22 protein-coding genes are annotated in these 23,076 nt (G+C 75.1%); 17 read left to right on the top strand and 5 right to left on the bottom strand.

The window, feature by feature from the left end; translation table 11 throughout:
- Window positions 1–87 precede the first annotated feature (87 nt).
- The 7 genes from ACWF41_RS05025 to ACWF41_RS05055 all read left to right on the top strand — a co-directional run bounded on the left by ACWF41_RS05025 (window position 88) and on the right by ACWF41_RS05055 (window position 7,640).
- Window positions 88–2,883: a GNAT family N-acetyltransferase gene (locus tag ACWF41_RS05025; protein ID WP_380319789.1), complete on the top strand. Its 2,796-nt coding sequence runs from the start codon at window positions 88–90 to the stop codon at window positions 2,881–2,883.
- Between the two features lie 147 nt (window positions 2,884–3,030).
- A complete protein-coding gene (locus ACWF41_RS05030; protein ID WP_380319792.1) occupies window positions 3,031–3,831 on the top strand; it encodes a DUF899 family protein in 801 nt (266 codons plus the stop codon).
- Between the two features lie 16 nt (window positions 3,832–3,847).
- Window positions 3,848–4,384 carry a hypothetical protein gene (locus ACWF41_RS05035; protein WP_380319795.1) on the top strand — a complete coding sequence of 179 codons (537 nt, stop codon included), beginning with the start codon at window positions 3,848–3,850 and terminating at the stop codon, window positions 4,382–4,384.
- Between the two features lie 44 nt (window positions 4,385–4,428).
- A complete protein-coding gene (locus tag ACWF41_RS05040) occupies window positions 4,429–5,028 on the top strand; it encodes a DUF5998 family protein (RefSeq protein WP_380319798.1) in 600 nt (199 codons plus the stop codon).
- Window positions 5,025–6,242, top strand: coding sequence for an alkaline phosphatase family protein (locus ACWF41_RS05045; protein ID WP_380319801.1), 1,218 nt, complete (start codon window positions 5,025–5,027; stop codon window positions 6,240–6,242). Before ACWF41_RS05040 ends, ACWF41_RS05045 begins: the two co-directional genes overlap by 4 nt.
- Before the next feature lie 73 nt (window positions 6,243–6,315).
- Window positions 6,316–6,933 (top strand): DinB family protein, encoded by a 618-nt coding sequence (locus ACWF41_RS05050; protein WP_380319804.1) that lies wholly within the window; start codon window positions 6,316–6,318, stop codon window positions 6,931–6,933.
- Window positions 6,934–6,980: 47 nt separating this feature from the next.
- Window positions 6,981–7,640: a thymidine kinase gene (locus ACWF41_RS05055; RefSeq protein ID WP_380319807.1), complete on the top strand. Its 660-nt coding sequence runs from the start codon at window positions 6,981–6,983 to the stop codon at window positions 7,638–7,640.
- 14 nt (window positions 7,641–7,654) lie between these two features.
- Here ACWF41_RS05055 and sepH read toward each other — a convergent pair whose 3' ends face one another.
- Window positions 7,655–8,857 (bottom strand): septation protein SepH, encoded by a 1,203-nt coding sequence (gene sepH, locus ACWF41_RS05060; protein ID WP_380319810.1) that lies wholly within the window; start codon window positions 8,855–8,857, stop codon window positions 7,655–7,657.
- 154 nt (window positions 8,858–9,011) lie between these two features.
- Between sepH and ACWF41_RS05065 the strand changes: the two genes are divergently transcribed.
- The 3 genes from ACWF41_RS05065 to ACWF41_RS05075 all read left to right on the top strand — a co-directional run bounded on the left by ACWF41_RS05065 (window position 9,012) and on the right by ACWF41_RS05075 (window position 11,122).
- Window positions 9,012–9,674: a trimeric intracellular cation channel family protein gene (locus ACWF41_RS05065; protein ID WP_380319813.1), complete on the top strand. Its 663-nt coding sequence runs from the start codon at window positions 9,012–9,014 to the stop codon at window positions 9,672–9,674.
- Between the two features lie 81 nt (window positions 9,675–9,755).
- Entirely contained in the window at window positions 9,756–10,553 is a 798-nt protein-coding gene (locus ACWF41_RS05070) for an inositol monophosphatase family protein (RefSeq protein ID WP_380319831.1), read from the top strand.
- Between the two features lie 269 nt (window positions 10,554–10,822).
- On the top strand, window positions 10,823–11,122 hold the full coding sequence (locus tag ACWF41_RS05075) for a DUF4193 domain-containing protein (protein WP_380319816.1): 300 nt from the start codon (window positions 10,823–10,825) through the stop codon (window positions 11,120–11,122).
- 92 nt (window positions 11,123–11,214) lie between these two features.
- Here the strand turns inward: ACWF41_RS05075 and ACWF41_RS05080 are convergent, their stop codons facing one another.
- On the bottom strand, window positions 11,215–11,685 hold the full coding sequence (locus ACWF41_RS05080; protein ID WP_380319819.1) for a DUF3093 domain-containing protein: 471 nt from the start codon (window positions 11,683–11,685) through the stop codon (window positions 11,215–11,217).
- 123 nt (window positions 11,686–11,808) lie between these two features.
- Between ACWF41_RS05080 and dut the strand changes: the two genes are divergently transcribed.
- From dut to ACWF41_RS05100, 4 genes are all read left to right on the top strand, one after another.
- Window positions 11,809–12,270 carry a dUTP diphosphatase gene (gene dut, locus ACWF41_RS05085; RefSeq protein ID WP_380319834.1) on the top strand — a complete coding sequence of 154 codons (462 nt, stop codon included), beginning with the start codon at window positions 11,809–11,811 and terminating at the stop codon, window positions 12,268–12,270.
- 115 nt (window positions 12,271–12,385) lie between these two features.
- The gene (locus ACWF41_RS05090) at window positions 12,386–13,138 is read left to right on the top strand and encodes a DUF3710 domain-containing protein (protein ID WP_380319822.1); all 753 of its coding nucleotides are present in this window, start codon (window positions 12,386–12,388) and stop codon (window positions 13,136–13,138) included.
- 36 nt (window positions 13,139–13,174) lie between these two features.
- Window positions 13,175–13,543, top strand: a complete 369-nt coding sequence (locus tag ACWF41_RS05095) for an OB-fold nucleic acid binding domain-containing protein (RefSeq protein WP_380319825.1) — start codon at window positions 13,175–13,177, stop codon at window positions 13,541–13,543.
- A complete protein-coding gene (locus tag ACWF41_RS05100) occupies window positions 13,540–14,364 on the top strand; it encodes a DUF3159 domain-containing protein (RefSeq protein WP_452182127.1) in 825 nt (274 codons plus the stop codon). The genes ACWF41_RS05095 and ACWF41_RS05100 overlap by 4 nt, the downstream gene beginning before the upstream one ends.
- A 23-nt stretch (window positions 14,365–14,387) precedes the next feature.
- Here the strand turns inward: ACWF41_RS05100 and ACWF41_RS05105 are convergent, their stop codons facing one another.
- Window positions 14,388–15,137, bottom strand: a complete 750-nt coding sequence (locus ACWF41_RS05105) for a potassium channel family protein (protein ID WP_380320072.1) — start codon at window positions 15,135–15,137, stop codon at window positions 14,388–14,390.
- Window positions 15,137–15,790, bottom strand: coding sequence for a potassium channel family protein (locus ACWF41_RS05110; protein ID WP_380320135.1), 654 nt, complete (start codon window positions 15,788–15,790; stop codon window positions 15,137–15,139). Before ACWF41_RS05110 ends, ACWF41_RS05105 begins: the two co-directional genes overlap by 1 nt.
- A gap of 104 nt (window positions 15,791–15,894) precedes the next feature.
- On the opposite strand from ACWF41_RS05110, the gene ACWF41_RS05115 reads away from it, so the two are divergent.
- Window positions 15,895–17,889 carry an APC family permease gene (locus ACWF41_RS05115; RefSeq protein WP_380320075.1) on the top strand — a complete coding sequence of 665 codons (1,995 nt, stop codon included), beginning with the start codon at window positions 15,895–15,897 and terminating at the stop codon, window positions 17,887–17,889.
- 87 nt (window positions 17,890–17,976) lie between these two features.
- A complete protein-coding gene (locus ACWF41_RS05120) occupies window positions 17,977–19,275 on the top strand; it encodes a class I SAM-dependent RNA methyltransferase (RefSeq protein WP_380320078.1) in 1,299 nt (432 codons plus the stop codon).
- A 20-nt stretch (window positions 19,276–19,295) separates the two neighbouring features.
- Here ACWF41_RS05120 and ACWF41_RS05125 read toward each other — a convergent pair whose 3' ends face one another.
- Window positions 19,296–20,024, bottom strand: coding sequence for a DUF5701 family protein (locus tag ACWF41_RS05125; RefSeq protein WP_380320081.1), 729 nt, complete (start codon window positions 20,022–20,024; stop codon window positions 19,296–19,298).
- A 256-nt stretch (window positions 20,025–20,280) separates the two neighbouring features.
- Here ACWF41_RS05125 and acnA point away from each other — a divergent pair, with 256 nt between their 5' ends.
- Window positions 20,281–23,034 (top strand): aconitate hydratase AcnA, encoded by a 2,754-nt coding sequence (gene acnA, locus ACWF41_RS05130; protein WP_380320084.1) that lies wholly within the window; start codon window positions 20,281–20,283, stop codon window positions 23,032–23,034.
- Window positions 23,035–23,076: the final 42 nt, after the last annotated feature.

The raw sequence follows: 23,076 nt of genomic DNA on the forward strand, positions 1-23,076 counted from the left end.
CGGCACCAGACTCTAGTCGTCGGGACCCACACGGCCGTGCAGGCGCGGCGACGAGCCGCCGTCGGGGGCCCCGGATAGCCTGCACGGGTGGACGAACCCGACCAGCCGGACGCCCGGCCAGGCGCGCAGCAGGACCCGCAGCCGGGGCCCGAGTACCCGGTCGCGTGGGAGGCCGACGTCGTGCTGCGCGACGGCTCGACGATGCACCTGCGCCCGCTGCGCCCCTCCGACGCCGACGCCATCCAGCGCTTCCAGGAGGCGCAGTCGGAGCGCTCGGCGTACTTTCGGTTCTTCGCCCCCGTGAAGCGGCTCACCGAGCGCGAGCTGGACCGCCTCACCCACCTCGACCAGCACGACCGCGTCGCGCTGATCGGGGTGCGCCCCGGCGTCGACGAGGCGGGCGACCCGCGCGAGGACGTCCTCGGCGTCGCGCGGTACGACAAGGTCACCGACACCGAGGCGGAGGTCGCGTTCAACATCGCCGACGCGATGCAGGGCAAGGGCTTGGGGTCCGTGCTGCTCGAGCACGTCGCGGCCGCGGCGCGCGAGCGCGGGGTGCGGCGATTCACCGCCGACGTGCTGCCGCAGAACGCGTCGATGCTCGCCGTCTTCCGCGACGCCGGGTACGCGATCAGCCAGCACCTGGACGACGGCGTCGTGACGGTGGCCTTCGACCTCGATCCCACGGAGCGCTCCCGCGAGGTGATGGCCGACCGCGAGCACCGCGCCGAGGCGCGGTCCATGCAGGCGCTGCTGTCCGCGCGGCGGGTGCTGCTGGTGGGCCCCGGACCCGCCGGGCCGGGACCCGCGACGCCGGAGCACCACCTCGCCCGCCGCGTGGTGGACTCCGCGCTGGCCGACCCGGGGGACACGGAGCTCACGGTGCTCGGCGCTCCCGGGCCGCTCCCCGACGGGCTGCCCGCGCCGTCGGACCTGGCGGGCCCGGGCGTCGCGGTGGCCGCGTCGTGGGACGACGTGGCGGACGTCGACCTCGTGCTGCTCGCCGTGCCGCCCGGCCGGGCCGTGGCCGCGGTGCGGCGCCTGGCCGGCCGCGGCGTGCGCGGCGTGGTCGTCCTCGCCGCGGGCTACGCCGAGACGGGGCCCGCCGGGCTGGCGCGGCAGCGCGAGTTGGTGCGCGCCGCGCACGCGGGCGGGATGCGCGTGGTCGGCCCGGCGTCCTTCGGGCTGCTCACCACGACCCCGGGCGCGAGCCTGCACGCCAGCCTCGCCGAGCGGGCGCCGCGCGCCGGTGTCGTCGGGATGTTCTGCCAGTCGGCGCCCGCGGCCGTCACGCTCACGCGCACCCTCGAGCGGCGCGGGCTGGGCGTCTCGGCCCTGCTGTCGGCCGGGCACCGCGCCGACGTCTCGGGCAACGACCTCATGCAGTACTGGCAGGACGACGTCCGCACGGCGGTCGTCTGCCTCTACCTCGAGTCCATCGGCAACCCGCGCAAGTTCTCCCGGATCGCGCGCCGGCTCGCCGGGGTGAAGCCCGTGGTGGTCGTGGTGGCGGGGCAGTCCGGGCAGGTCGTGCCCCCCGGCCACGCGGTGCGCGCGACCCGCGCACCGCGCCGCCTGCTCGACGAGATGCTGCGGCAGTCGGGCGTGATCCGGGCCGAGAACACCCACCAGCTCATGGACGTGGCGCAGGTGCTGGCCCACCAGCCGCTGCCGGCGGGGGAACGGGTCGGCATCCTCGCGTCGTCGGCCGCGCTCGCGGCCCTGGTGGCGGAGGCCGCGGCCGCCGCGGGCCTCGTCGTCGCCGCGTCGTCGGACTTCCTGCCGCCTGACGCGACGGACGCGCAGATCGCCCAGGTGACCGACGCGCTGTACGCGCCGGGGGCGTGCGACGTCGTCGTCGCCGTCGACGTGCCCGTGGTGGTGCCCCGCACCGGTGCGGTGGCCCGCGCCGTCGCGGGGGCCGCGGCCCGGACCGGACGCGCCACCGTGGCCTCGATGCTCGGCCTCAGCGGGCTGCCCGACGAGCTCGCCGCGACCGGCCCCGACGGCACCCCCGTGCGGATCCCCGCCTTCTCGACGCCCGAGGACGCGGTGACCGCGCTGGGCAAGGTCGTCACCTACGCCCGCTGGCGCACGGAGGACCGGGGCACGCACGTGCGGCCCGACGGCATGGACGCCCGCCACGCCCGTCGGCTCGTCGAGGGCTGGCTCGCGGGGGCCGCGGACGGCGACGGCCGCGGCCTCACCCAGGACGAGACGGCGGAGCTGCTCGACTGCTACGGGCTGCGGCTGTGGCGCTCGCGGACGGTGCGGACGGCGGACGAGGCCGTGGCCGCGGCGGGGGAGCTCGGCTGGCCGGTCGCGCTCAAGACGGCCTCGACCGCGCTGCGCCACCGCACCGACCTCGGCGGGGTGCGCCTCGACATCGCCGACGAGGGCGAGCTGCGCGCCGACGTCGAGCGCATGCGCCAGGTCGCCCGGGAGGTGCTGGGGGAGGCCGAGCCGGAGATGGAGGTGCAGTCGATGGCGCCGGTGGGGGTGCCCTGCGTGATCCGCTCCGGCGAGGACCCGCTGTTCGGGCCCAAGGTGTCGTTCGGGCTCGCGGGCGACGCGACCGACCTCCTGGACGACGTCGCCTACGGCATCCCGCCCCTGACCGACGTCGACGTGGCCGCCATGGTCCGCACGGTGCGGGCCGCGCCACGGCTGTTCGGCTACGGCGGCGCCCCGGAGGCGGACATCGACGCTCTCGAGGACGTGCTCGCGCGCGTGTCCGTCCTCGCGGACGACCTGCCCGAGGTCGCCTCCCTGGAGCTGTACCCGGTGGTGGTCGGCTCCGCCGGGGTGAGCGTGCTGCACGCGGGCGTCCGGCTGCGGGCCGCCCAGCGTGCCGACGCGCCCCGCCGGGCCCTGCCCGGCTGAGGCCTCGGGCCGATCCGGGCGGATCTCGCCGAGGCTGTCGGTCGGACCGCTCCTCGTTCGTCGACAGGGTGGAGCGCGTCGACGACTCTCGGCGCGCTCGCCAGTCCGCCGCGATGCCGGCGGTCCGACGACGTCGAGGAGAGTGCCATGAGCATCACCGAGAGCCACGCCCGCCGCGGCGGGGAGAGCCACGCAGCGCCGGCCGTCCCGCCCGTCGTCGACCGGGCGGCCTGGCAGGCCGCCCGCGACGAGCTGCTCGTGCGGGAGAAGGCGCACACACGGGAGGGCGACGCCATCGCGGCGGCCCGCCGGCGGCTGCCCATGACGGAGGTCGACGCGGGCGCCACGGTGGTCGGGGCCGGCGGGCCGACCACCCTGCTCGACCTGTTCGACGGGCGCGAGGAGCTCGTCGTCTACAAGCACATGTGGCACGCGGGCGAACCGTTCGAGAACCAGTGCGAGGGCTGCACGCTGACGTACTTCCCCGCGCAGGACCCCGCCTACCTGAACGCCCGCGGCGTGTCGCTCGCCGTGTTCGCCCAGGCGCCGTACGACGAGCTGGCGCCGTTCGTCGCGTTCATGGGGTACCCGCAGCACTGGTACTCCGTGGTCGACGTGGCGGACCCGGACGTGAACGGGGAGGACTTCGGGACCTGGATGTGCTTCCTGCGCGTCGGCGAGCGGGTGTTCCTCACCGGCACGCTGACCGGGCGCGGCGGCGAGGCCACGATGCCGGCGCTCGCCCTGCTGGACATGACGCCGCGCGGGCGCATGGAGGCATGGCAGGACTACCCGGACGGCTGGCCGCAGGGCAAGGCGCCCTGCTGGTTCTGGCGTGCGGACGCCGACGGCGTCGGGAACGAGGGCGCCGGCGGGCGCCCGACGATCCAGTGGACCCGTCCCGGAGCCACGCCGGTGGCCTCGGTGGGCCACGAGCACCACCACTGAGACCGGAGCGCGCACCGTGCATGTCGTCCTCGCCGCGGGCTCGCTCGCCGCAGCCGGGGTCGGGACCGGGTGCTGCCTCGCGGGGCGGCACCCGGTCGGGGCCACGGCCGTGGCGGGCATGGCCGCGATGCTGCTCGGCATGGCCGACACGATGCTGACGGGCGGCACCCTGCTGCGCCCGTGGGCGTGGGCGGCCGTGCTCGTCGGGCTCGGCCTCGTCGCGCTCGCCGCGCGGCGCCGCTCCGCGTGGGACGGCCCGCCGGCCGGGCCGGGCACGCTCCGCGCGCTGCACCCGGTGGCGATGGGCGTGCTCGTGCTGGCGGCGGCCGTCGGGCCGGGCGGGCCGGCCGCGGGGCACGCGCCGGGCCACCACGGCGCTGCGGCGCTCGGGACCGCGCCCGTGCTGGTGGTCGCGGCCGCGGTGGCGGTGGGCTACGCCGTCGCCTGCGCGGTCGAGGCCCGTCGGCAGGGCGACGTCCTGCTCCGCGCCGAGCTCGCGGCGGCGGCCGCCTCGACCCTCGCCATGGCGGCGATGCCCTGGCTGGCGCCCTAGCCGCCCGAGCGCACGCGGGCCCCCGGGAGTGGGACAATGCCCGGGTGCCGCATGCCACCGCTCGAGACAACCTCCGTGCCGACCTGTCCGCCCACGTGCGACGGGCCGGGTACTACCCGGACCTCGTGGAGGACGTCCTGGACGTCGCGCTCGCCGACGAGGACGTGCTCGCCCACCTCGTGCAGGCGGAGACGACCTTCGACGACGCGGTGCGCCGCCACCTCACGGTGCTCGCGCTGACGCCCACGCGGCTCGTCACCGCCCACGTCGACGACCACGAGGGCGACGCCGCCCACCCGTCGTCCGCGGCGGCCACCACCGAGGCCGTGCCGCTCGGCGAGATCCGGTCGGTCGCGCTCACCCATGTGGTCGACGAGCCGGCCGAGCACCGCCCCGGCGACAGCGCGTCCGAGCTGACCCTCGCCATCGGCTGGGGCGCCGTCTCCCGGATCGACCTGGAGCCCGCGCAGTGCCCCGACCCGGCGTGCGAGGCCGACCACGGCCTCACGGGCCAGCTCACCCCGGACGACGTCGTCGTGCGGGTCAGCGGCGCCGCCGAGGGCCGCGACGCGCTGCGTCGGGCGACGGCGTTCGCGCGCTCCCTGTCGGCCGCCACGGGGGCGGGCGGGCGCGCCGCCCGATGACGACCACGGTCGCGCTTCCCGACGGCCTGATCGCGCCGTCGTACGGGACGGGTTCCCTCGCCGCCGTCCTGCCCGCAGTGGCGGGGTCCCTCGGCAAGGACGTCACCACCGCCACCGGGCTGCGCTCGGCCGACTGCCGCGACGCGCTCGGCCTGCCCGCGGGCGTGCAGCGCGCGGTCGTCGTGCTGGTCGACGGGCTGGGGCTCGCCAACCTGGCGGAGCGCGGCGGGCACGCGCCGTTCCTGCGCTCCCTCGCGGCGGACGGCCGCTCCGTGCTGTCCAGCTTCCCGTCGACGACGGCGGCCGCGCTGGCGACCTTCGGCACGGGTACCGCGCCCGGCCGCACGGGGCTGCTGGGCTACACGCAGCGCAACCCCGCCACGGGCGGCCTGGCCACCACCGTCTCGTGGACCGAGCAGTCGGACCCGTACCGGCGCACGAAGCTCTCCGGACCGATGCGGACGGAGCCCGAGGACCTGCAGCGCGAGCGCACGGTGCTTCAGACGCTCGCCGCCGACGGCGTGCGCGTCGTCGCGCCCGGCCCGGCGCGGTTCGCCGGCTCCGGGATGACCCGGGCGGCCCTGCGCGGGCCGCGGTACGTGACCGCGGAGGGCCTGGACGCCCAGGTCGGCGCGACGGTGCGGGAGCTGCGCGAGCCCGGCCTCGTGTACCTGTACCACGGAGCCGTGGACAAGGCGGGCCACCAGCACGGCCCGCAGTCGTGGCAGTGGGGCGACGCCCTCGAGGAGACGGACTCCGAGCTGCGCCGCCTGGTGCGGTCCGTCCCGCGCGGCACGCTCGTCGTCGTCACCGCCGACCACGGACAGGTCACCGCGGACCAGGCGCGCCAGCACGACGTCGCGGCGCACCCCGAGCTGGCGCGCGACGTCGCCCTGCTCGGCGGCGAGCCGCGCGCCACCCACGTCTACGTGGAGCCCGCCGCGGACCCCCGCGACGTCGCGGAGCGGTGGGCCGGCGTGCTCGGCGACGACGCGCTCGTCATGCTGCGGGACGACGCCGTCGCCGCGGGCTGGCTCGGGCCCGTCGCCCCGCACGTGCTGCCCGCCGTCGGCGACGTGCTGGTCGCGGCCCGCGGCGCGGCGACCGTCGTCGACTCGCGGCTGCACCCGTCCGGGGCGCGCGAGATGCCCGGCGTGCACGGGTCGCTCACGCCGGCGGAGATGGTCGTGCCGCTGCTCGTCGCGCAGGCGTAGCCGCGCTCGAGGGCCGCGTCGCGGCGCCGCGAAAGTCGTGGCGAGCCCGTCGCCCGGGTGTCACGATGCCGGGATGGAACCCCGTGAGCAGGAGCCCCGTCCCGCGTCCCGGTGGACCCGGGCGACCGTCTACCCCGACATGTGGGTGGACCCGGACGACGACCCGCGCGAGGCCCTCGAGCGCGAGCCCGGGGCGGACGACGAACGGGCGTTCCTGCTCGACGCGCTGCGCTCCTACCGGCTGACCCTCGAGATGAAGTGCGCGGACCTGGACGCCGAGCAGCTCGCCCGCCGCTCGGTGCCGCCGTCGACCATGTCCCTGCTGGGGCTGGTGCGGCACGTCACCGAGGACGAGCGGCACGTGCGCCGCATCATGACCGGCGAGGACGTGCCGTGGCTGTACCGCAGCGACGGCCACCGCGACGGCGACTGGGACGGCGCGGTCGCCGACCCGGCGGTGGTGGACGAGGCGTTCCGGAGCTGGCGTACGGAGGCTGCCGCGACGGACCGCATGGTGGCGTCGATCGCCGACCTCTCCACGACGAACGCCGGGCTGTCCGACCTCGGCCCCGAGCCCGGCGGCGAGATCCAGCTGCGCGAGCTGCTGCTCAGCCACGTCGAGGAGTACGCGCGCCACTGCGGCCACGCCGACCTGCTGCGCGAGTGCGTCGACGGGCGCGTCGGGCAGTAGGGCCGGGAAGGCCCGCGGGCCTGACAGGATCTGACAGGATCTGCCCCATGGCCGAGCTCGTCTTCTTCTCCGGGACCATGGACAGCGGCAAGTCGACGCTGGCCCTGCAGACCGACCACAACCACCGCGCGCGCGGGCGGACCGGGCTGATCTTCACGCGCGACGACCGTGCGGGGAACTCCCGACTCTCCTCGCGCCTCGGCCTCGAGGTCGACGCCCGCGAGGTCACCGACGGCACCGACTTCTGGGACGTGGTCGCCGGGGAGCGGCAGTCCGGCCGGACGGTGGACTACCTGGTGTGCGACGAGGCGCAGTTCTACTCCACGGCCCAGGTGGAGCAGCTCGCCCGCCTCGTGGACGAGGTGGAGCTGGACGTCTTCGCGTTCGGCATCACGACCGACTTCCGCACCCGCCTGTTCCCCGGCGCGGCGCGGCTCATCGAGCTCGCGGACCGCATCGAGGTGCTGCAGGTGCGGTCGCTGTGCTGGTGCGGTGCGCGGGCCACGCACAACGCGCGCACGGTGGGCGGCGTCATGGTGGTCGAGGGCGACCAGGTGGTGATCGGCGACGTGGCGGGCGCGCCGGACGCCGCGCCGGTGTCCTACGAGGTGCTGTGCCGGCGCCACCACATGCGCCGGATGACGGACGCCGACGCCCGCCTCCGGTCCGCGGTCACCGACCGGCTGGACCTGGGCGACGGCGCGTAGGCCGGTCGGAACGGTCAGGAGGACGACGGGCGGCCGCCGCCGAAGACGATCTCGTCCCAGCTCGGCACCTGCGCGCGGCCCTTGCGCCCCGAGCGGCGCGCCGACGCGGGCTTGTCGTTGCGGGGGGCGGGCGCGGCCGGCTGGGGGCCGGCGCCCTGGGCGGGCGGTCCGCTTGGCGCCGGAGCGTCGTCCACGACGTCGTCGCGGGCCGCGGCGGGCCGGTCCTCGCCGCCGTCTGCCGGCTCGTCCGCGGCGGAGCCGGGCGCGCCGGGCACCCCGGGCATCGGCCGGCGGGCGCTGCCGGACGGGTGCGTCGACCTTTCCGGCGCCGGGACTCGCATCCCGGCGCGGCGCGAGCCGAGGTCGACGACGCTGGCGCCGGCGGCCTGGTCGGCACCGTCGGGATCGGGGTCCGCGGGCGCGAGCTCGACCCCGGGCGCCGACACGCGGCCCACCGGGACCTCCGAGGCGGTCGGGGCTTCCTCGTCCTGGCGCCGGGGCGCGGGGGAGCGCAGCCGCTCTCCCGCGCGCTGCCCGCGCCGTCCGGCGAGGTCGTCCAGCAGGAGGGCCGTGGTGTCGTCCTCGACGTGGCGGCGCGGCGGGACGGTGCGGCTGCCCGCCGAGGGCACGCCCAGCACGTCCGGGGAGAGCGGGTCGTCGGGCTGGCCGAGCCAGCGCGCCTCGTCGTCGAGCGGCGTCACGACGCGGCCCTTGGGGTCGTAGGTCCAGCGCGCGGAGCGGTCGCGGTCGCCGGCGGAGAACCGCACCTCGACCACCCACGGCGCGGCGCCGTCGCGCCGCGCGGACCAGCGCGCCTCGGCGGTCGTGACCCCGCGCGCGGCCAGCCGCGTGTCCGCGACCTCGCCGAGCGTCGTCGACTCCTCGTCGCCGGGCAGCCGGTGGGCGCGCACCTGGCCGATCGCGTGGTCGCGCTCGGCGACCACCGGCCACTCGTACCGCTGCACGTGCTCGACGGGCAGGCCGGACTCCTCGGCCAGCTCCTCCGCCGTCGCCCCGGCGCGCAGGCGCGCCTGCAGGTCGCGCGGGCGCAGCGTCGTCGCGGCCTGGGCGCGCAGCGCCTCCGTGCGCGGCCGGTCCCGCCGCACCGCGGCGCGCAGCGCCTCCGTGATGGGCAGCGTGCTCTCGGTGCCGTCCGGGCCGCGCAGGACCAGGCGCTCACCGTCCTCGTGCAGCCTCACGAGCTCGAGCTCGGCCATGCTTCCTCCCTCACAGGTCGCCCACGGTGACGTTCAGTCGGGGCGGGTCCGCCGGTTCGAGGGTGCCACCGGCGCGGGGCGCCGCGGCGCAGGCGCGTCGGTGTGCCGTCGATTGACGCGCCGGTGCCGGCGGCGCCTGGGAGGATGACGTCCCGTGGATGTGTTCACCTCGGGCCCGGTCTCCGTCGTCGAGCTCGTCGCGGTCTTCGTCGCGGCCGTCTCGGGCGGCCTCGCTGCCGTGCGCAAGAGGTTCGACGCCTTCGGCGTGCTCGTGCTGGCGTGGGTGACGGGGCTCGGGGGCGGCATCCTGCGCGACCTCCTCATCGGCGACACCCCGCCTGTCGGGATCTCGAGCTGGCGGCTGGTGGCGGCGGCCCTGGCCGCGGGCGTCATCATCTTCTTCTTCCACCCGGGCCTGGAGCGCATGCGCCGCTCCATCCTGGTGCTCGACGCCGCGGCCCTGGCGCTCTTCGTGCTCCAGGGCACGACGAAGTCTCTGGGCCTCGGCGCCGGCGTGCTCGCCTCCGTGGTGGTCGGCATGCTCACGGCCGTGGGCGGCGGGATCCTGCGCGACGTCCTCGTGGGCGAGGTGCCGCTCGTGTTCGCCGACCGCCAGCTCTACGCCGTGCCCGCCCTGGTGGGCGCCGGCATCACCGCGGCGCTGTGGCAGGCGGGCGAGCTCGGGGTCTGGACCGGGCTCGGGGTCGTGGTGCTCGTCCTCGGGTTCCGCCTCCTGTCCCTCGCGCGCGGGTGGACCGTGCCGCACCCCGGTCCCGGCTGGACCGCGCGCTGGGGCCGGCGGTCCGGGAAGATGTAGCGCGTGGACGACGACGCGGCAGGGAACCCGGGACACGACGGCGGCGAGGGGTACGACACCGAGCGGCACGACGTCGAGGCGCTGCGCGACCTGGCCCGCAGCCTCGCGCGCGAGGCCGGCGCGCTGGTCCGCGACGGGAGGCCTGCGCAGGTCGAGGTCGCGGCGACCAAGTCGAGCGCCGTCGACCCGGTGACCGAGATGGACCGCGCCTCGGAGGCGCTGCTGCGTGCGCGGCTCGCCGCCGAGCGGCCGCACGACGCGATCCTGGGGGAGGAGGGCGACGACGTCCCCGGCACCTCCGGGCTCACCTGGGTGCTCGACCCGATCGACGGCACGGTCAACTACCTCTACGGCGTCGCGTCCTACGCGGTGTCCGTGGCGGTCGTCGCCGGGCCCGTGGACCCCGAGCGCTGGACGGCCCTGGCCGGGTGCGTGCACTCGGTGGTGGACGGCCGCACGTGGACGGCCGCCCGCGGCGGAGGCGCCGAGCGGGACGGCGCGCCGCTGCGCGTGCGCCGGCCGGCCTCGCTGGCCGAGTCGCTGGTCGCCACGGGCTTCGGCTACGCCGCCGCGCGGCGCGCGGAGCAGGCTCGCGTCCTGGCGGACGTGCTGCCACGGGTCCGGGACATCCGGCGGCTGGGGTCGGCGGCGATCGACCTGTGCCTCCTGGCCGAGGGCGCGGTCGACCTCTACTACGAGCGCGGGCTCAACCCGTGGGACATGGCGGCGGGCGGGCTCGTCGCCGCGGAGGCCGGCGCGTGGGTCGGCGGGCTGCGCGGACGCGGTGCGGGCAGCACGATGACCGTCGCCGGCGCGCCGCCCGTCGTCGACGAGCTGGTCCGGCTGCTCGAGGACGCGGGTGCCGACACCGGGGCCTGACGGCGACCGGGTTCGGCCCCGCTCCGCGCCGCCGGAGCAGGTGAAAAAGTTCGTCACCGCCCGGCTGTCCGCTGGCGGTGAACGCCACGACCGACCGATGTCGTCGCAGGTCAGAGCCCGATGACGGCGCTGTGACACGGGGAACAGCGTGCGGTGTCGCGCGCCCGCCCGAAATGGTGCACAATCCGTGGGCCGACCGGGAACAAAACCCGGTCACCGAGCATTATCAGCGCGTACCGATACCGACACCACGGAGCGTGACCACACAGATGGCAACCGACTACGACGCCCCCCGCAAGAACGACGAGGACGCGGAGCAGGACTCGATCCAGGAGCTCCAGGCGCGTCGTTCCGACAAGTCGTCGGGTGTTGTCGACGAGGACGAGACGGAGGCCGCGGAAGGCTTCGAGCTTCCCGGCGCCGACCTGTCCGGCGAGGAGCTCGCGGTCCGCGTCCTGCCCCGCCAGGCCGACGAGTTCACCTGCACGAGCTGTTTCCTCGTCCACCACCGCAGCCAGCTGGCCTACGAGAAGAACGGCCAGATGGTCTGCACGGAGTGCGCTGCCTGAGCCGCAGTCCCTGCACCACCGCCGGGGGCGCGCAGCACCACGGACGACACGGGCCGTCACGTCGAGGACGTGACGGCCTTCGTCGTCCCCAGTCAGCCGCGGAGCGCGGCCGCGAGCTCCTGCGGACGCCGGGTGGACAGGAGCCAGTAGGGGGTCGGGTCCAGCGGGTCCTCGAGGTCCACGCGCACCCCGGTGCGGGCCCACGCGCGCAGGCACACGAAGGCGCGCGCATCGAGGGCGGTGCCGAGCGCGGTGCGCATCTCCTCGGGGCTGTCCATCGTCGTGATCTCGCCCAGCACGTCGACGCCGATCTGGGCCCGGCCGGCGCGCAGCCGGCCGTCCGTGACCTCGATGACCGGGGCGGTCGCCAGGAGCGCGGCGAGCGTGCCCGCCGCGACGAGGACCCCGACCACGACACCGACCGCGTGCATGAGGGGCCACAGCGTCACCCCGACGATCAGGCCCAGCCCGACCGCGCCGCACCAGGCGCCCGGGCCGGGCGAGAGGCGCTCGCGGAAGGCCGGGCCGGTGGTGGAGGAGTCCTCGGGCTGCTGCTCGCTCATGGCCCCATCATCCCAGCCGCTCGCGGGCCGGGTGACCGCCGGTCGGTCGGCTACGCTTCGCGGGTGTCCGACACCGCCAGCCAGCCCGTGACCCCGCCCGTGAGCCACGATGCGAGCCACGACATGAGCCACGACGCGAGCACCGTGGACGTCCTCGTCACCCTGCTCGACGACGTGCCGACCCCCGCGTACGCGCACCCGGGCGACGCGGGGGCCGACCTCGTGACGACGGTGGACGTGGAGATCCCGCCGCAGGGCCGCGTCACGGTGCCCACCGGCGTCGCGATCGCGCTGCCGGAGGGGTTCGCGGCGTTCGTGCACCCGCGCTCGGGCCTCGCCGCGAAGCACGGCGTCACCGTGGTGAACGCGCCCGGGACGATCGACGCGGGCTACCGCGGGGAGATCAAGGTGATCCTTCTCAACACCGACGTCGCCGAGCCGGTGCACCTGCGCCGGGGCGACCGGGTGGCCCAGCTCGTGGTCCAGCGGGTGGAGCACGCCCGCTTCCTCGTGGCGACGAGCCTGCCGGGCTCGCACCGCGGCGACGGCGGCCTGGGCTCCAGCGGGGGCTTCGCCGGGGCCTGACCGGCGGCCCCGCGGGGCACCCCTGAGGGAGGCCGAACCGGTCTACTGTGGGAGATGGGTAGGACCCGCTCGGGCCGATCACCGGACGAGCAGGACGACGAGAAGGAGATCCTCCGTGGGGCTGTTCCGGCGCAACGCGTCGAAGAAGGAGACCGGCGAGGCGGCGCCCGAGAGCGCCGCGACGCCCGCCGCCGACGGCGAGGACGCCGGCGCGGCGGACCGCCCCGAGCGCGGGCCGTTCGACTCCACCCAGGTGACGGGCATGGGCCCGCGCGTGGACCTGGGCGCCATCTGGCTGCCCGTCCTGCCGGGCCTCGAGCTGCGCATGGAGGTCGACAAGAAGACCCAGAAGGTCACCGGCGTCTCGGCGACCCTCGGCGGCTCCGGCCTGCAGGTGCAGGCGTTCGCCGCTCCCCGCACGGACGGGATCTGGGACGAGGTGCGCGCCGAGATCGGCACGTCCATCACGCGCCAGGGCGGCACCGTCGACGACGTGCCCGGCACGTTCGGGCGTGAGCTCATCGCGCGGATCCCGGCCACCGGTCCCGACGGGCAGCCGGCCGTGCGCCCCGCCCGCTTCGTGGGCGTCGACGGCCCGCGCTGGTTCCTGCGCGGCGTGCTGTCCGGGCGCGCCGCGATCGACCCCGAGGCGGCCCGCCCGCTGGAGTCCGTCTTCGCGAACGTCGTCGTCGTGCGGGACGGCAACCCCCGCCCGCCGCGCGACCTGCTGACCCTCACGCTGCCGAAGAACGCCCGCCAGGGCGGCACCCCGGACGGCGAGCCCGCGGCCGGCCCCGAGAGCGCCGCGCCGCAGACGCCGTCGTTCGACCCGCTGACCCGCGGCCCGGAGATCACCGAGATCCGCTGACCGGCCCACGGCCATGACCACCCGCCTGGAGCACTGATGTCCCTGCGCACCGCCGTCCAGCACGCGCTGGCCTCGGCCGACGAGGTCGCCGCCGACGAGGAGCGGCACGAGGCCGCCACCTACCGCGGATGCACGCCCGTGTCCCAGCTGAGCGACCGCAAGCGCGCCAGCGCGGCGGGCTCGCTGCGCTCGGTCGTGCTCCGGCCCCGCGAAGGGGTTCCCACCGTGGAGGCGGAGCTGTACGACGGGTCGGGATCGCTCGACCTCGTGTGGCTCGGGCGCCGGTCCATCGCGGGTATCGACCCGGGCCGACGGATCCGCGTGGAGGGCCTGGTCTGCGACGTCGACGGGCGCCGCACGATGTTCAACCCCCGCTACGAGCTGCGCGCGCGGGCCGACGAGTGAGCCAGGCGACGGGCGGGGCCGCCGGGCAGGGCCCGGCGGCCGACGGGCGCGGCGTGCGCGCGGTGACGGGGGAGTCGTTCTCCTTCGGGCAGGCGGTCGGCGGCGTGCGCGGCGTGGTCGAGGCGGTGCTGCCCGGCCTGCTCTTCGTCGTCATCTACGTGGTCGCGTCGATGGGTGGCGACGAGCGCGGCGCCCTCACCTGGGCGCTCGTGGCGTCGGTGGGCGCGGCCCTCGTCGCTCTCGCGGTCCGGCTCGCGCAGCGCACGCCGATCACCCAGGCCCTGGGCGGGCTGCTCGGCATCGGCGTCGGCGTCTTCTGGGCATGGCGCTCCGGCGAGGCGCAGAACTTCTACGTGTGGGGGCTGTGGACCAACGCGGCCTACCTCGCGGCCATCCTCGTGTCGCTCGCCGTGCGCTGGCCCGTCGTCGGCCTCGTCGTCGAGGCGGTGCGCGGCGGGTTCGCGGACGTCGCGGCCGAGCGGTCCCGCGGCGCGCACGCGGGCGACCAGCACGCCGCCGGTGCGACCCCGGCCGGCGCGGCGGCGCCGAACTCGCTCGCCGCGCTGGTCGCGTGGCGCAAGAACCCGGAGCTGGTGCGGCGCTACACGCTGGCCACGTGGTTCTGGGCGGGCCTGTTCGCGCTGCGCCTGGCGGTCAAGGTGCCGCTGTACTTCGCCGACAGCGTCGGCTGGCTGGGCACGGCCCACCTGGTGCTCGGCGTCCCGCTGTGGGGCCTGGTGCTCTGGCTGACGTGGGTCGTCGTGCGCGGCGCCCACGACGACGGCCGGCCCGCGGTCGAGGACCGCGAGCCGGCCGCCTGAGCAGCCGGTGAGCCGGTGACCGGCTAGAGCTCGTCGTCGGCGTCGAGAGGCGCGCCCGCCACCTCCGGGGCGACGAGCGGGGCGCCGTCCTCGAGGGCGGGGACGCTCGGCCCGCCCGTGACGAGCAGGCGCTGGAGCGACTCCTCGTCCGCCTGGCTGCCCATGACCAGCACCAGCTCGTCGCCCGACTCCAGGGTGTCGTCCACGGTCGGGGCGAGTGGCTGCGAGCCGCGCACGACGCAGGCGAGCACCGTGTCCGTGGGCCAGCCGACCGAGCCCACCCGTGCCCCGACGAGCGGGGAGTCGGCGGGCAGCGTCACCTCGACGATGTCCGCGCCGGACTGGTGGAACGTGAAGATCCGCACCAGGTCGCCGACGGCCACGGCCTCCTCGACCATCGCCGTCATGATCCGCGGCGTCGAGACGGCGACGTCCACGCCCCACGACCCGTCGAACATCCACTCGTTCTTCGGGTTGTTCACGCGGGCGACGGTGCGCGGCACGCCGAACTCCGTCTTGCACAGCAGGGAGAACACGAGGTTCGCCTTGTCGTCGCCCGTGGCGCCGACGACGACGTCGGCGCCGGCCACGTCCGTGGCCTCGAGCGAGGACAGCTCGCAGGCGTCGGCGAGCAGCCAGTCCGCCTCGGGCACCTGGGCCACGCGCATCGCGGCGGGATTCTTGTCGATGAGCACGACCTCGTGGTCGTGCGAGAGCAGCTCGCGGGCGATGGACCGGCCCACCGAGCCGGCGCCGGCGACGACGACGCGCATCAGCTCTCCCCCTGCCGCGGCTCGTGGGTGAGGACCCGCTCGACGGCGGCGGCGTCGTCGGCGCGCATGAGGACGTGCAGCACGTCGTTCTCCTGCAGGACGGAGGACGCGGTCGGGACCACGCCGTCGGTGTACCGGGACAGGAACGCGACGCGCGCGCCGGTGGCCTCCTCGATGCGGTGCACCGTGATGCCGGCCCAGGCGGGGTGGTAGTCGACCTGCGCGAGGCGCACCTGCCCGGACGGGTCGCGGTACTCGTCGGTGGCCCCGAGCGGGAGCATCCGGCGCAGCACCTGGTCGGCCGTCCAGCGCACCGTGGCGACGGTGGGGATGCCGAGCCGCTGGTAGATCTCGGCCCGCTGCGGGTCGTAGATGCGGGCCACCACGTTCTCGACGCCGTACGTCTCGCGCGCGACGCGCGCGGCGAGCACGTTGGAGTTGTCGCCGTCGGACACGGCGGCGAACGCGTAGGTGTCCTCGATGCCGGCCTGGACGAGGGTGTCGCGGTCGAAGCCGACTCCCGTCACCTTCTGGCCGGAGAACCCGGCCGGCAGGCGGCGGAACGCGTCGGGGTTCTGGTCGACGACGGCCACCGAATGGCCGTGGGACTCGATCGTCTGCGCGAGCGTCGACCCGACGCGTCCGCAGCCCATGATCACGAAGTGCACGAGCGAAACGCTATACCTCGCGGGTCGGTCCTTCTCCGCGATGCCCGGGCGCGAGACGGCGTGCCCGGCGGGGCATAGCATTGCTCGACGTGTCGGACATCGCGGACGCTGCCAAACGGCTCCTCATCGGTCGCCCCATGCGCAGCGAGAACCTGGGGCACACGCTCCTGCCCAAACGCGTCGCGCTGCCCGTCTTCGCCTCGGACGCGCTGTCGTCCGTGGCCTACGCGCCGGACGAGATCCTCCTGACCCTGGCGGTCGCGGGCATCGCCGCGACCACGATCTCCCCGTGGGTCGGGCTCGGCGTCGTCGTCGTGCTGCTCGTCGTGGTGTCCTCCTATCGGCAGAACGTACGGGCCTACCCGTCCGGCGGCGGCGACTACGAGGTCGCGACCACGAACCTCGGCCCGGCCGCCGGCATCGGCGTCGCGTCGGCCCTGCTGGTCGACTACGTGCTCACGGTGGCGGTGTCGATCTCCTCGGGCGCCCAGTACGCGGCCTCCGCGCTGCCGTTCCTGCGCGGCCACGAGGCGCTGTTCGCGGTGGTCGTCGTCGTGATCCTCACGGTGATGAACCTGCGCGGCGTGCGCGAGTCGGGCACGGTGTTCGCGATCCCGACCTACTGCTTCATGGCCCTCGTCGGTCTCCTCGCCGTCGTCGGAGCGATCAGGTTCTTCGCGGGCGACCTGCCGGTGGCGGAGAGCGCGGGCTTCGAGATGACGCCCGAGGCCGGCTTCGACCAGGGGCTCACCGGCCTCGCGGGCGCGTTCCTCCTGGCTCGGGCGTTCGCGTCCGGCTGCGCCGCCCTCACCGGCGTCGAGGCGATCAGCAACGGCGTCCCGGCGTTCCGCAAGCCCAAGTCGAAGAACGCGGCCACCACGCTGGCCCTGCTGGGCGGCATCTCCGCCACGATGATGATCTCCATCCTGCTGCTCGCGCAGGCCACCGGCGTGAAGTACGTCGAGAACGCGCACGACCAGCTCACCCTGAACGGCCAGCCGCTGCCGGCGGACTACAACCAGCACCCCGTGCTCAGCCAGCTCGCGGAGGCCGTGTTCCAGGGCTTCACCCCGGCGTTCGTCGCGATCTCGATCGTCACCGGTCTGATCCTGGTGCTGGCGGCCAACACCGCCTTCAACGGCTTCCCGGTGCTGGGCTCGATCCTGGCCAAGGACGGCTTCCTGCCGCGCCAGCTGCACACCCGCGGGGACCGGCTCGCGTTCTCCAACGGGATCATCACCCTCGCGGTCGCGGCGATCGTCCTGATCATCGCCTTCGACGCCCAGGTGACCCGCCTCATCCAGCTGTACATCGTGGGCGTGTTCGTGTCGTTCACGCTGTCGCAGCTGGGCATGGTGCGGCACTGGACGCGGGCGCTGCGCAAGGAGCCCGACCCGAAGGAGCGCTCGCGCATGCAGCGCTCGCGCGTGGTCAACGGCGTCGGCTTCGTGATGACCGCGACGGTGCTCGTCATCGTGCTCGCCACCAAGTTCACGCACGGCGCCTGGATCACCCTCCTGGCGATGGGCGTGCTCTTCGGCCTCATGAAGGCGATCCGTGCCCACTACGACCGGGTGCGCGAGGAGCTGGCCCTCGACGACGTGGCGGGGGCGCGCGCGCTGCCCAGCCGCGTGCACGCCGTCGTGCTGGTCTCCAAGATCCACAAGCCGACCATGCGGGCGCTCGCGTACGCGCGGGCGTCGCGGCCGTCGGTGCTCGAGGCCGTCACCGTGGGCGTCGACCCGGACGAGATCGCCGACATCCGGCGCCGCTGGGAGGAGCTCGACCTGCCTGTGCCGCTGCGCGTGCTCGACTCCCCGTTCCGCGAGATCACGCGACCCGTGCTGAAGTACGTGCGCTCGGTGCGGCGCGACTCGCCGCGCGACCTGGTGGTCGTGTACATCCCCGAGTACGTCGTGGGCCACTGGTGGGAGCAGCTGCTGCACAACCAGTCCGCGCTGCGCCTCAAGGGGCGGCTGCTCTTCACGCCCGGTGTGGTCGTGGCGTCGGTGCCGTGGCAGCTCTCGTCGTCGGCCGGTCAGACCGGTCTGGAGGGCACCTCGCCCCGCGGCCCGCGGTACTGAGCGCCGTCAGAGGGCGCGGGGCGCGCGTCGGGCACGACACAGCGGCCGCGGTCGGCCCGCGCCCGTGTCCGGGAGAGAATGGTGCCCATGCCCCGACCTCGACGTTCCGCGCCGCGCCCCCGCACCACCGCCCCCGACCCGGAGGTGGGGCGCGAGGTCGAGCTGGAGGTCGGCCCGGTCGCGCACGGCGGCCACTGCGTGGCCCGGCTCGACGGGCGCGTCGTGTTCGTGCGCCACACCCTGCCCGGCGAGCGCGTGCGCGCCCGCGTCACCGAGACCGGCTCCCGGTTCTGGCGCGCGGACGCCGTCGAGGTCCTCGAGGCGTCGCCCGACCGCGTCCCGTCCGCCTGGCCCGAGGCCGGCCCCGGCGGCGTCGGCGGCGGGGAGCTGGCGCACGTCGCGCTCCCGGGGCAGCGGCGGTGGAAGGCCGCCGTCCTCGCCGAGCAGCTGCAGCGGCTCGCGAAGCTCGAGCGCGAGGTCGAGGTGGAGGCGGCTCCCGGCGACGACGAGCGCGGCGGCCTCGGTTATCGCACCCGCGTCGACCTCGTCGCCGACGCCGAGGGGCGCGCGGGGATGCGGCGGTTCCGCAGCCACGACGTCGTGCCGCTGGAGGGCATGCCGCTCGGCACCGACGAGGTCGCGGCGCTGGCCGACGCCGAGGGCGTGTGGACGCGGCGCTGGCGCCCGGGCGCCCAGCTCCAGCTCGTGGCCCCCGCGGACGGCTCCGACCCCGTCCTGCTCGTCGACGACGTGCCCTGGCGTCGCGGCCGCGGGGACACGCGCCCCAACGCCCGCCGCGCGGTCGCCGAGACGGTGCGCGCCGGCGGGGACGAGCACCGTTACCGCGTCGCGGCCGACGGCTTCTGGCAGGTGCACCGGGCGGCGCCCGACCTGCTGACCGGCGCGGTGCTCGACGCCGCCGGGGACCTCGACGCGGCCACCGTGCTCGACCTGTACTCGGGCGCCGGCCTGTTCACCGTGCCGCTCGCCGCGGCGGTCGGCGGCTCCGGCCGCGTCGTGGCGGTCGAGGGCGACGCCCGGGCCGTGAAGGACGCCCGTCGCAACGCCCACGACCTGCCGCAGGTCGAGCTGCACCTGGGCGCCGTCGACCGCGTCCTGGCGGACGGCGACGCGGCGGGCTCCGACGTGGGCGCCGCCGACGTCGTCGTCCTGGACCCGCCGCGCGCCGGCGCCGGCCGCGCCGTCGTCGACGCGATCGCCGGCCGCGGGCCGCGGCGCGTCGTCTACGTGGCGTGCGACCCTGCCGCCCTCGCGCGCGACGTCGCCTACCTCGCCGGGCACGGCTACCAGCTCACCGGCCTGCGCGCGTTCGACCTCTTCCCGATGACGCACCACGTCGAGGCGGTCGCCGTCCTGGACCGCTGACGCTCGACGTCGTCCCCGGGTCAGGTGTGGCGCGCGGCGGTGGACGCGAACCCCAGCCAGGTGTGCCGGTTGCGCCACCAGCACCAGCCGACCTTGGGCGCGCCGCGGCGGGCGGTGCCGTCGCGGCCCGTGCCGTTCGAGATCCAGACGGCGGGCGTGCGCGCGTCGTAGGACCCGTCGGGCCGGCGCAGCCGCGAGCCGATGGTCATGAAGCACAGGTTCCGGGCGAGCACGTCGGGGGACTGCAGCACCCAGTGGATCCCCTCGGCGAGGGTGAGCGGGCTGCGCCCGCGCGCGGCGATCGCCGGCTCCGCCTCCTCGGGGGACCAGTTCGTCATCTCGTCGCCGCGGTCCGGGGCGGCGACGGCGTAGACGTCGGCGTCCGGGACGTCGAGGCCGGGCACGGGCGCGAAGTCGTCGACGTCGGTCATGTCGACCACGACGAAGCCCTCCCGCTCCACGGGGCGGCGGCGCACGGTGGCCGTCAGGCGCAGGTGCCCGGCGAGGGCCGACGGCGGCAGCAGCCGGGGGTGCACGACCAGGAGCGACCCGTCGGGCGCGGTGCGCGCCAGCACGGCCGCCGCGGCGCGCAGCGCGGCGGGGGACAGGGCCTCGGGCAGGACGCCGCGGTCGATCAGCAGCTCGGCCTGCGCGGCCAGCGGCGGCAGCGCGGGCGGCGCGTCGGTGGCGGTGCGGGGCTGGCTGCGGGGCTGAGTGGCGGGATCGGGAGAGGCGACGGGCTGCGGCATGCGGTGTCCTTCCGGTCGAGGGCAGCGGGACAACGCCCGACCCCGCCGGGTTGTTCCCGTCCACCGTACGGAAATGGCGCTCGCGTCGTCGTGACGGGGACCTGACACCGAGATATCTTGACGTCAAGATATATGGGCTATGCTGGTCAGGTGCCCGGCGTACGCTGGGCGGAGCCCCCAGAACCCACGGCGTCGGAACCGTCGCGCCGCAGCGCGCACGGTGCCGCCGTCGGCCAGCCCCGCAGAAGGAGCCGCAGTGAGCAGCGTGGACACGTTCGGATCGAAGGGAACGCTGGAGGTCGGCGGGAAGGCCTACGAGATCTTCCGCCTCTCCGCCGTCGAGGGCGTCGAGCGCCTGCCGTACTCCCTGAAGATCCTCGCCGAGAACCTCCTGCGCACCGAGGACGGCGCGAACATCACCGCCGACCACGTGCGCGCCCTCGCCGCCTGGGACCCGGACGCCCAGCCCGACACGGAGATCCAGTTCACGCCGGCGCGCGTGATCATGCAGGACTTCACCGGCGTGCCCTGCGTCGTCGACCTCGCCACGATGCGTGAGGCCGTCGCGGAGCTCGGCGGCGACCCGAAGCGGATCAACCCGCTCGCCCCCGCCGAGATGGTCATCGACCACTCCGTGCAGATCGACGTCGCCGGCCGCGCGGACGCCTTCGCGCGCAACGTCGAGTTCGAGTACCAGCGCAACCACGAGCGCTACCAGTTCCTGCGCTGGGGCCAGACGGCGTTCGACGACTTCAAGGTCGTCCCCCCGGGCACCGGCATCGTGCACCAGGTCAACATCGAGTACCTGGCCCGCACGGTCATGACCCGCGAGGTGGACGGCGTGCTGCGCGCCTACCCCGACACCTGCGTCGGCACCGACTCGCACACCACGATGGTCAACGGCCTGGGCGTCCTGGGCTGGGGCGTCGGCGGCATCGAGGCCGAGGCGGCCATGCTCGGCCAGCCCGTCTCGATGCTCATCCCGCGCGTCGTCGGCTTCAAGCTGAAGGGCTCCATCCCGGCCGGCGTGACCGCGACCGACGTCGTCCTCACGATCACCCAGATGCTGCGCCAGCACGGCGTGGTCGGGAAGTTCGTCGAGTTCTACGGCGCGGGCGTCGCCCAGGTGCCGCTGGCCAACCGCGCCACGATCGGCAACATGAGCCCCGAGTTCGGCTCGACGGCCGCGATCTTCCCGATCGACGACGTCACCCTCGACTACCTGCGCCTCACCGGCCGCAGCGACGAGCAGCTCGCGCTCGTCGAGGCGTACGCCAAGGAGCAGGGCCTGTGGCTCGACCCGAGCTCGGACTCCTACGTCGAGCCGACGTTCTCGGAGTACCTCGAGCTGGACCTCGGCACCGTCGTGCCGTCGATCGCCGGCCCGAAGCGCCCGCAGGACCGCATCGAGCTCTCGCACGCCAAGACCGAGTTCGTCCGCGACCTGCCGAACTACGCGCCCGACGTCGTCAACATGATCGACCAGGCGGAGTACGAGTCCTTCCCGGCCTCCGACTCGCCCGCGATCGACACGAACGGCCGCCGCACCTTCCCGGTGACGGACAGCGAGGGCAAGCAGTTCGAGCTGTTCCACGGCGCGGTCGCGATCGCGTCGATCACCTCGTGCACCAACACGTCCAACCCGTCGGTGATGCTCGCGGCGGCGCTCCTGGCCAAGAAGGCCGTGGAGAAGGGCCTCGTGTCCAAGCCGTGGGTCAAGACGTCGATGGCGCCCGGCTCGCAGGTCGTGACGAACTACTACGAGAAGGCCGGCCTCTGGCCGTACCTCGAGAAGCTCGGCTTCCACCTGGTGGGCTACGGCTGCGCCACCTGCATCGGCAACTCCGGCCCGCTGGACGAGAAGATCTCCGAGTCGGTCAACGAGCACGACCTCGCCGTCGTCTCGGTGCTCTCCGGCAACCGGAACTTCGAGGGCCGCATCAACCCCGACGTGAAGATGAACTACCTGGCGTCCCCGCCGCTGGTCATCGCCTACGCGCTCGCGGGCACGATGGAGTTCGACTTCGAGTCCGACCCGCTGGGCCGCGACGAGGCCGGCAACCCGGTGTTCCTGCGGGACATCTGGCCCACGCCGGAGGAGGTCCAGGCCACGATCGACGCCTCGATCGACCGCGACATGTTCACCAAGGACTACGCGGACGTCTTTACGGGCGACGAGCGGTGGCGCGCGCTGGAGACCCCGGAGGGCGACACGTTCTCCTGGGACGGCGAGTCCACCTATGTGCGCAAGCCCCCGTACTTCGAGGGCATGGGCGCGGAGCCGTCGCCGGTCTCCGACATCTCCGGGGCCCGCGTGCTGGCGAAGCTGGGCGACTCGGTCACGACCGACCACATCTCGCCCGCCGGCTCGATCAAGGCGGACAGCCCGGCCGGCAAGTACCTGGCCGAGCACGGCGTGGGCCGCCGGGACTTCAACAGCTACGGCTCGCGCCGCGGCAACCACGAGGTCATGATCCGCGGCACGTTCGCGAACATCCGCCTCAAGAACCAGCTCCTGGACGGCGTCGAGGGCGGCTACACGTTCAACTTCGTGAAGGACGCCCAGGACACCATCTACGACGCGGCGCAGGACTACGCGGCGGCCGGCACCCCGCTGGTCGTGCTCGGCGGCAAGGAGTACGGCTCCGGCTCGTCGCGCGACTGGGCGGCCAAGGGCACCGCGCTGCTGGGCGTCAAGGCCGTCATCACCGAGTCGTTCGAGCGCATCCACCGCTCCAACCTCATCGGCATGGGCGTGCTGCCGCTGCAGTTCCCCGCCGGGGAGAACGCCGACTCGCTCGGCCTGGACGGCACCGAGACGTTCGACATCGCGGGCATCACCGCGCTGAACGACGGCGCCACCCCGGAGACGGTCAAGGTCACCGCCACCAAGGCCGACGGCACGTCCGTCGAGTTCGACGCCGTGGTGCGCATCGACACGCCCGGTGAGGCGGACTACTACCGCAACGGCGGCATCCTGCAGTACGTGCTGCGCTCGCTCGTCGCCTGAGGCGGAGGCCCGTAGCGGAACCGCAGACTCGGGCGGCCACGA

Source organism: Isoptericola sp. NPDC055063, assembly GCF_053608125.1.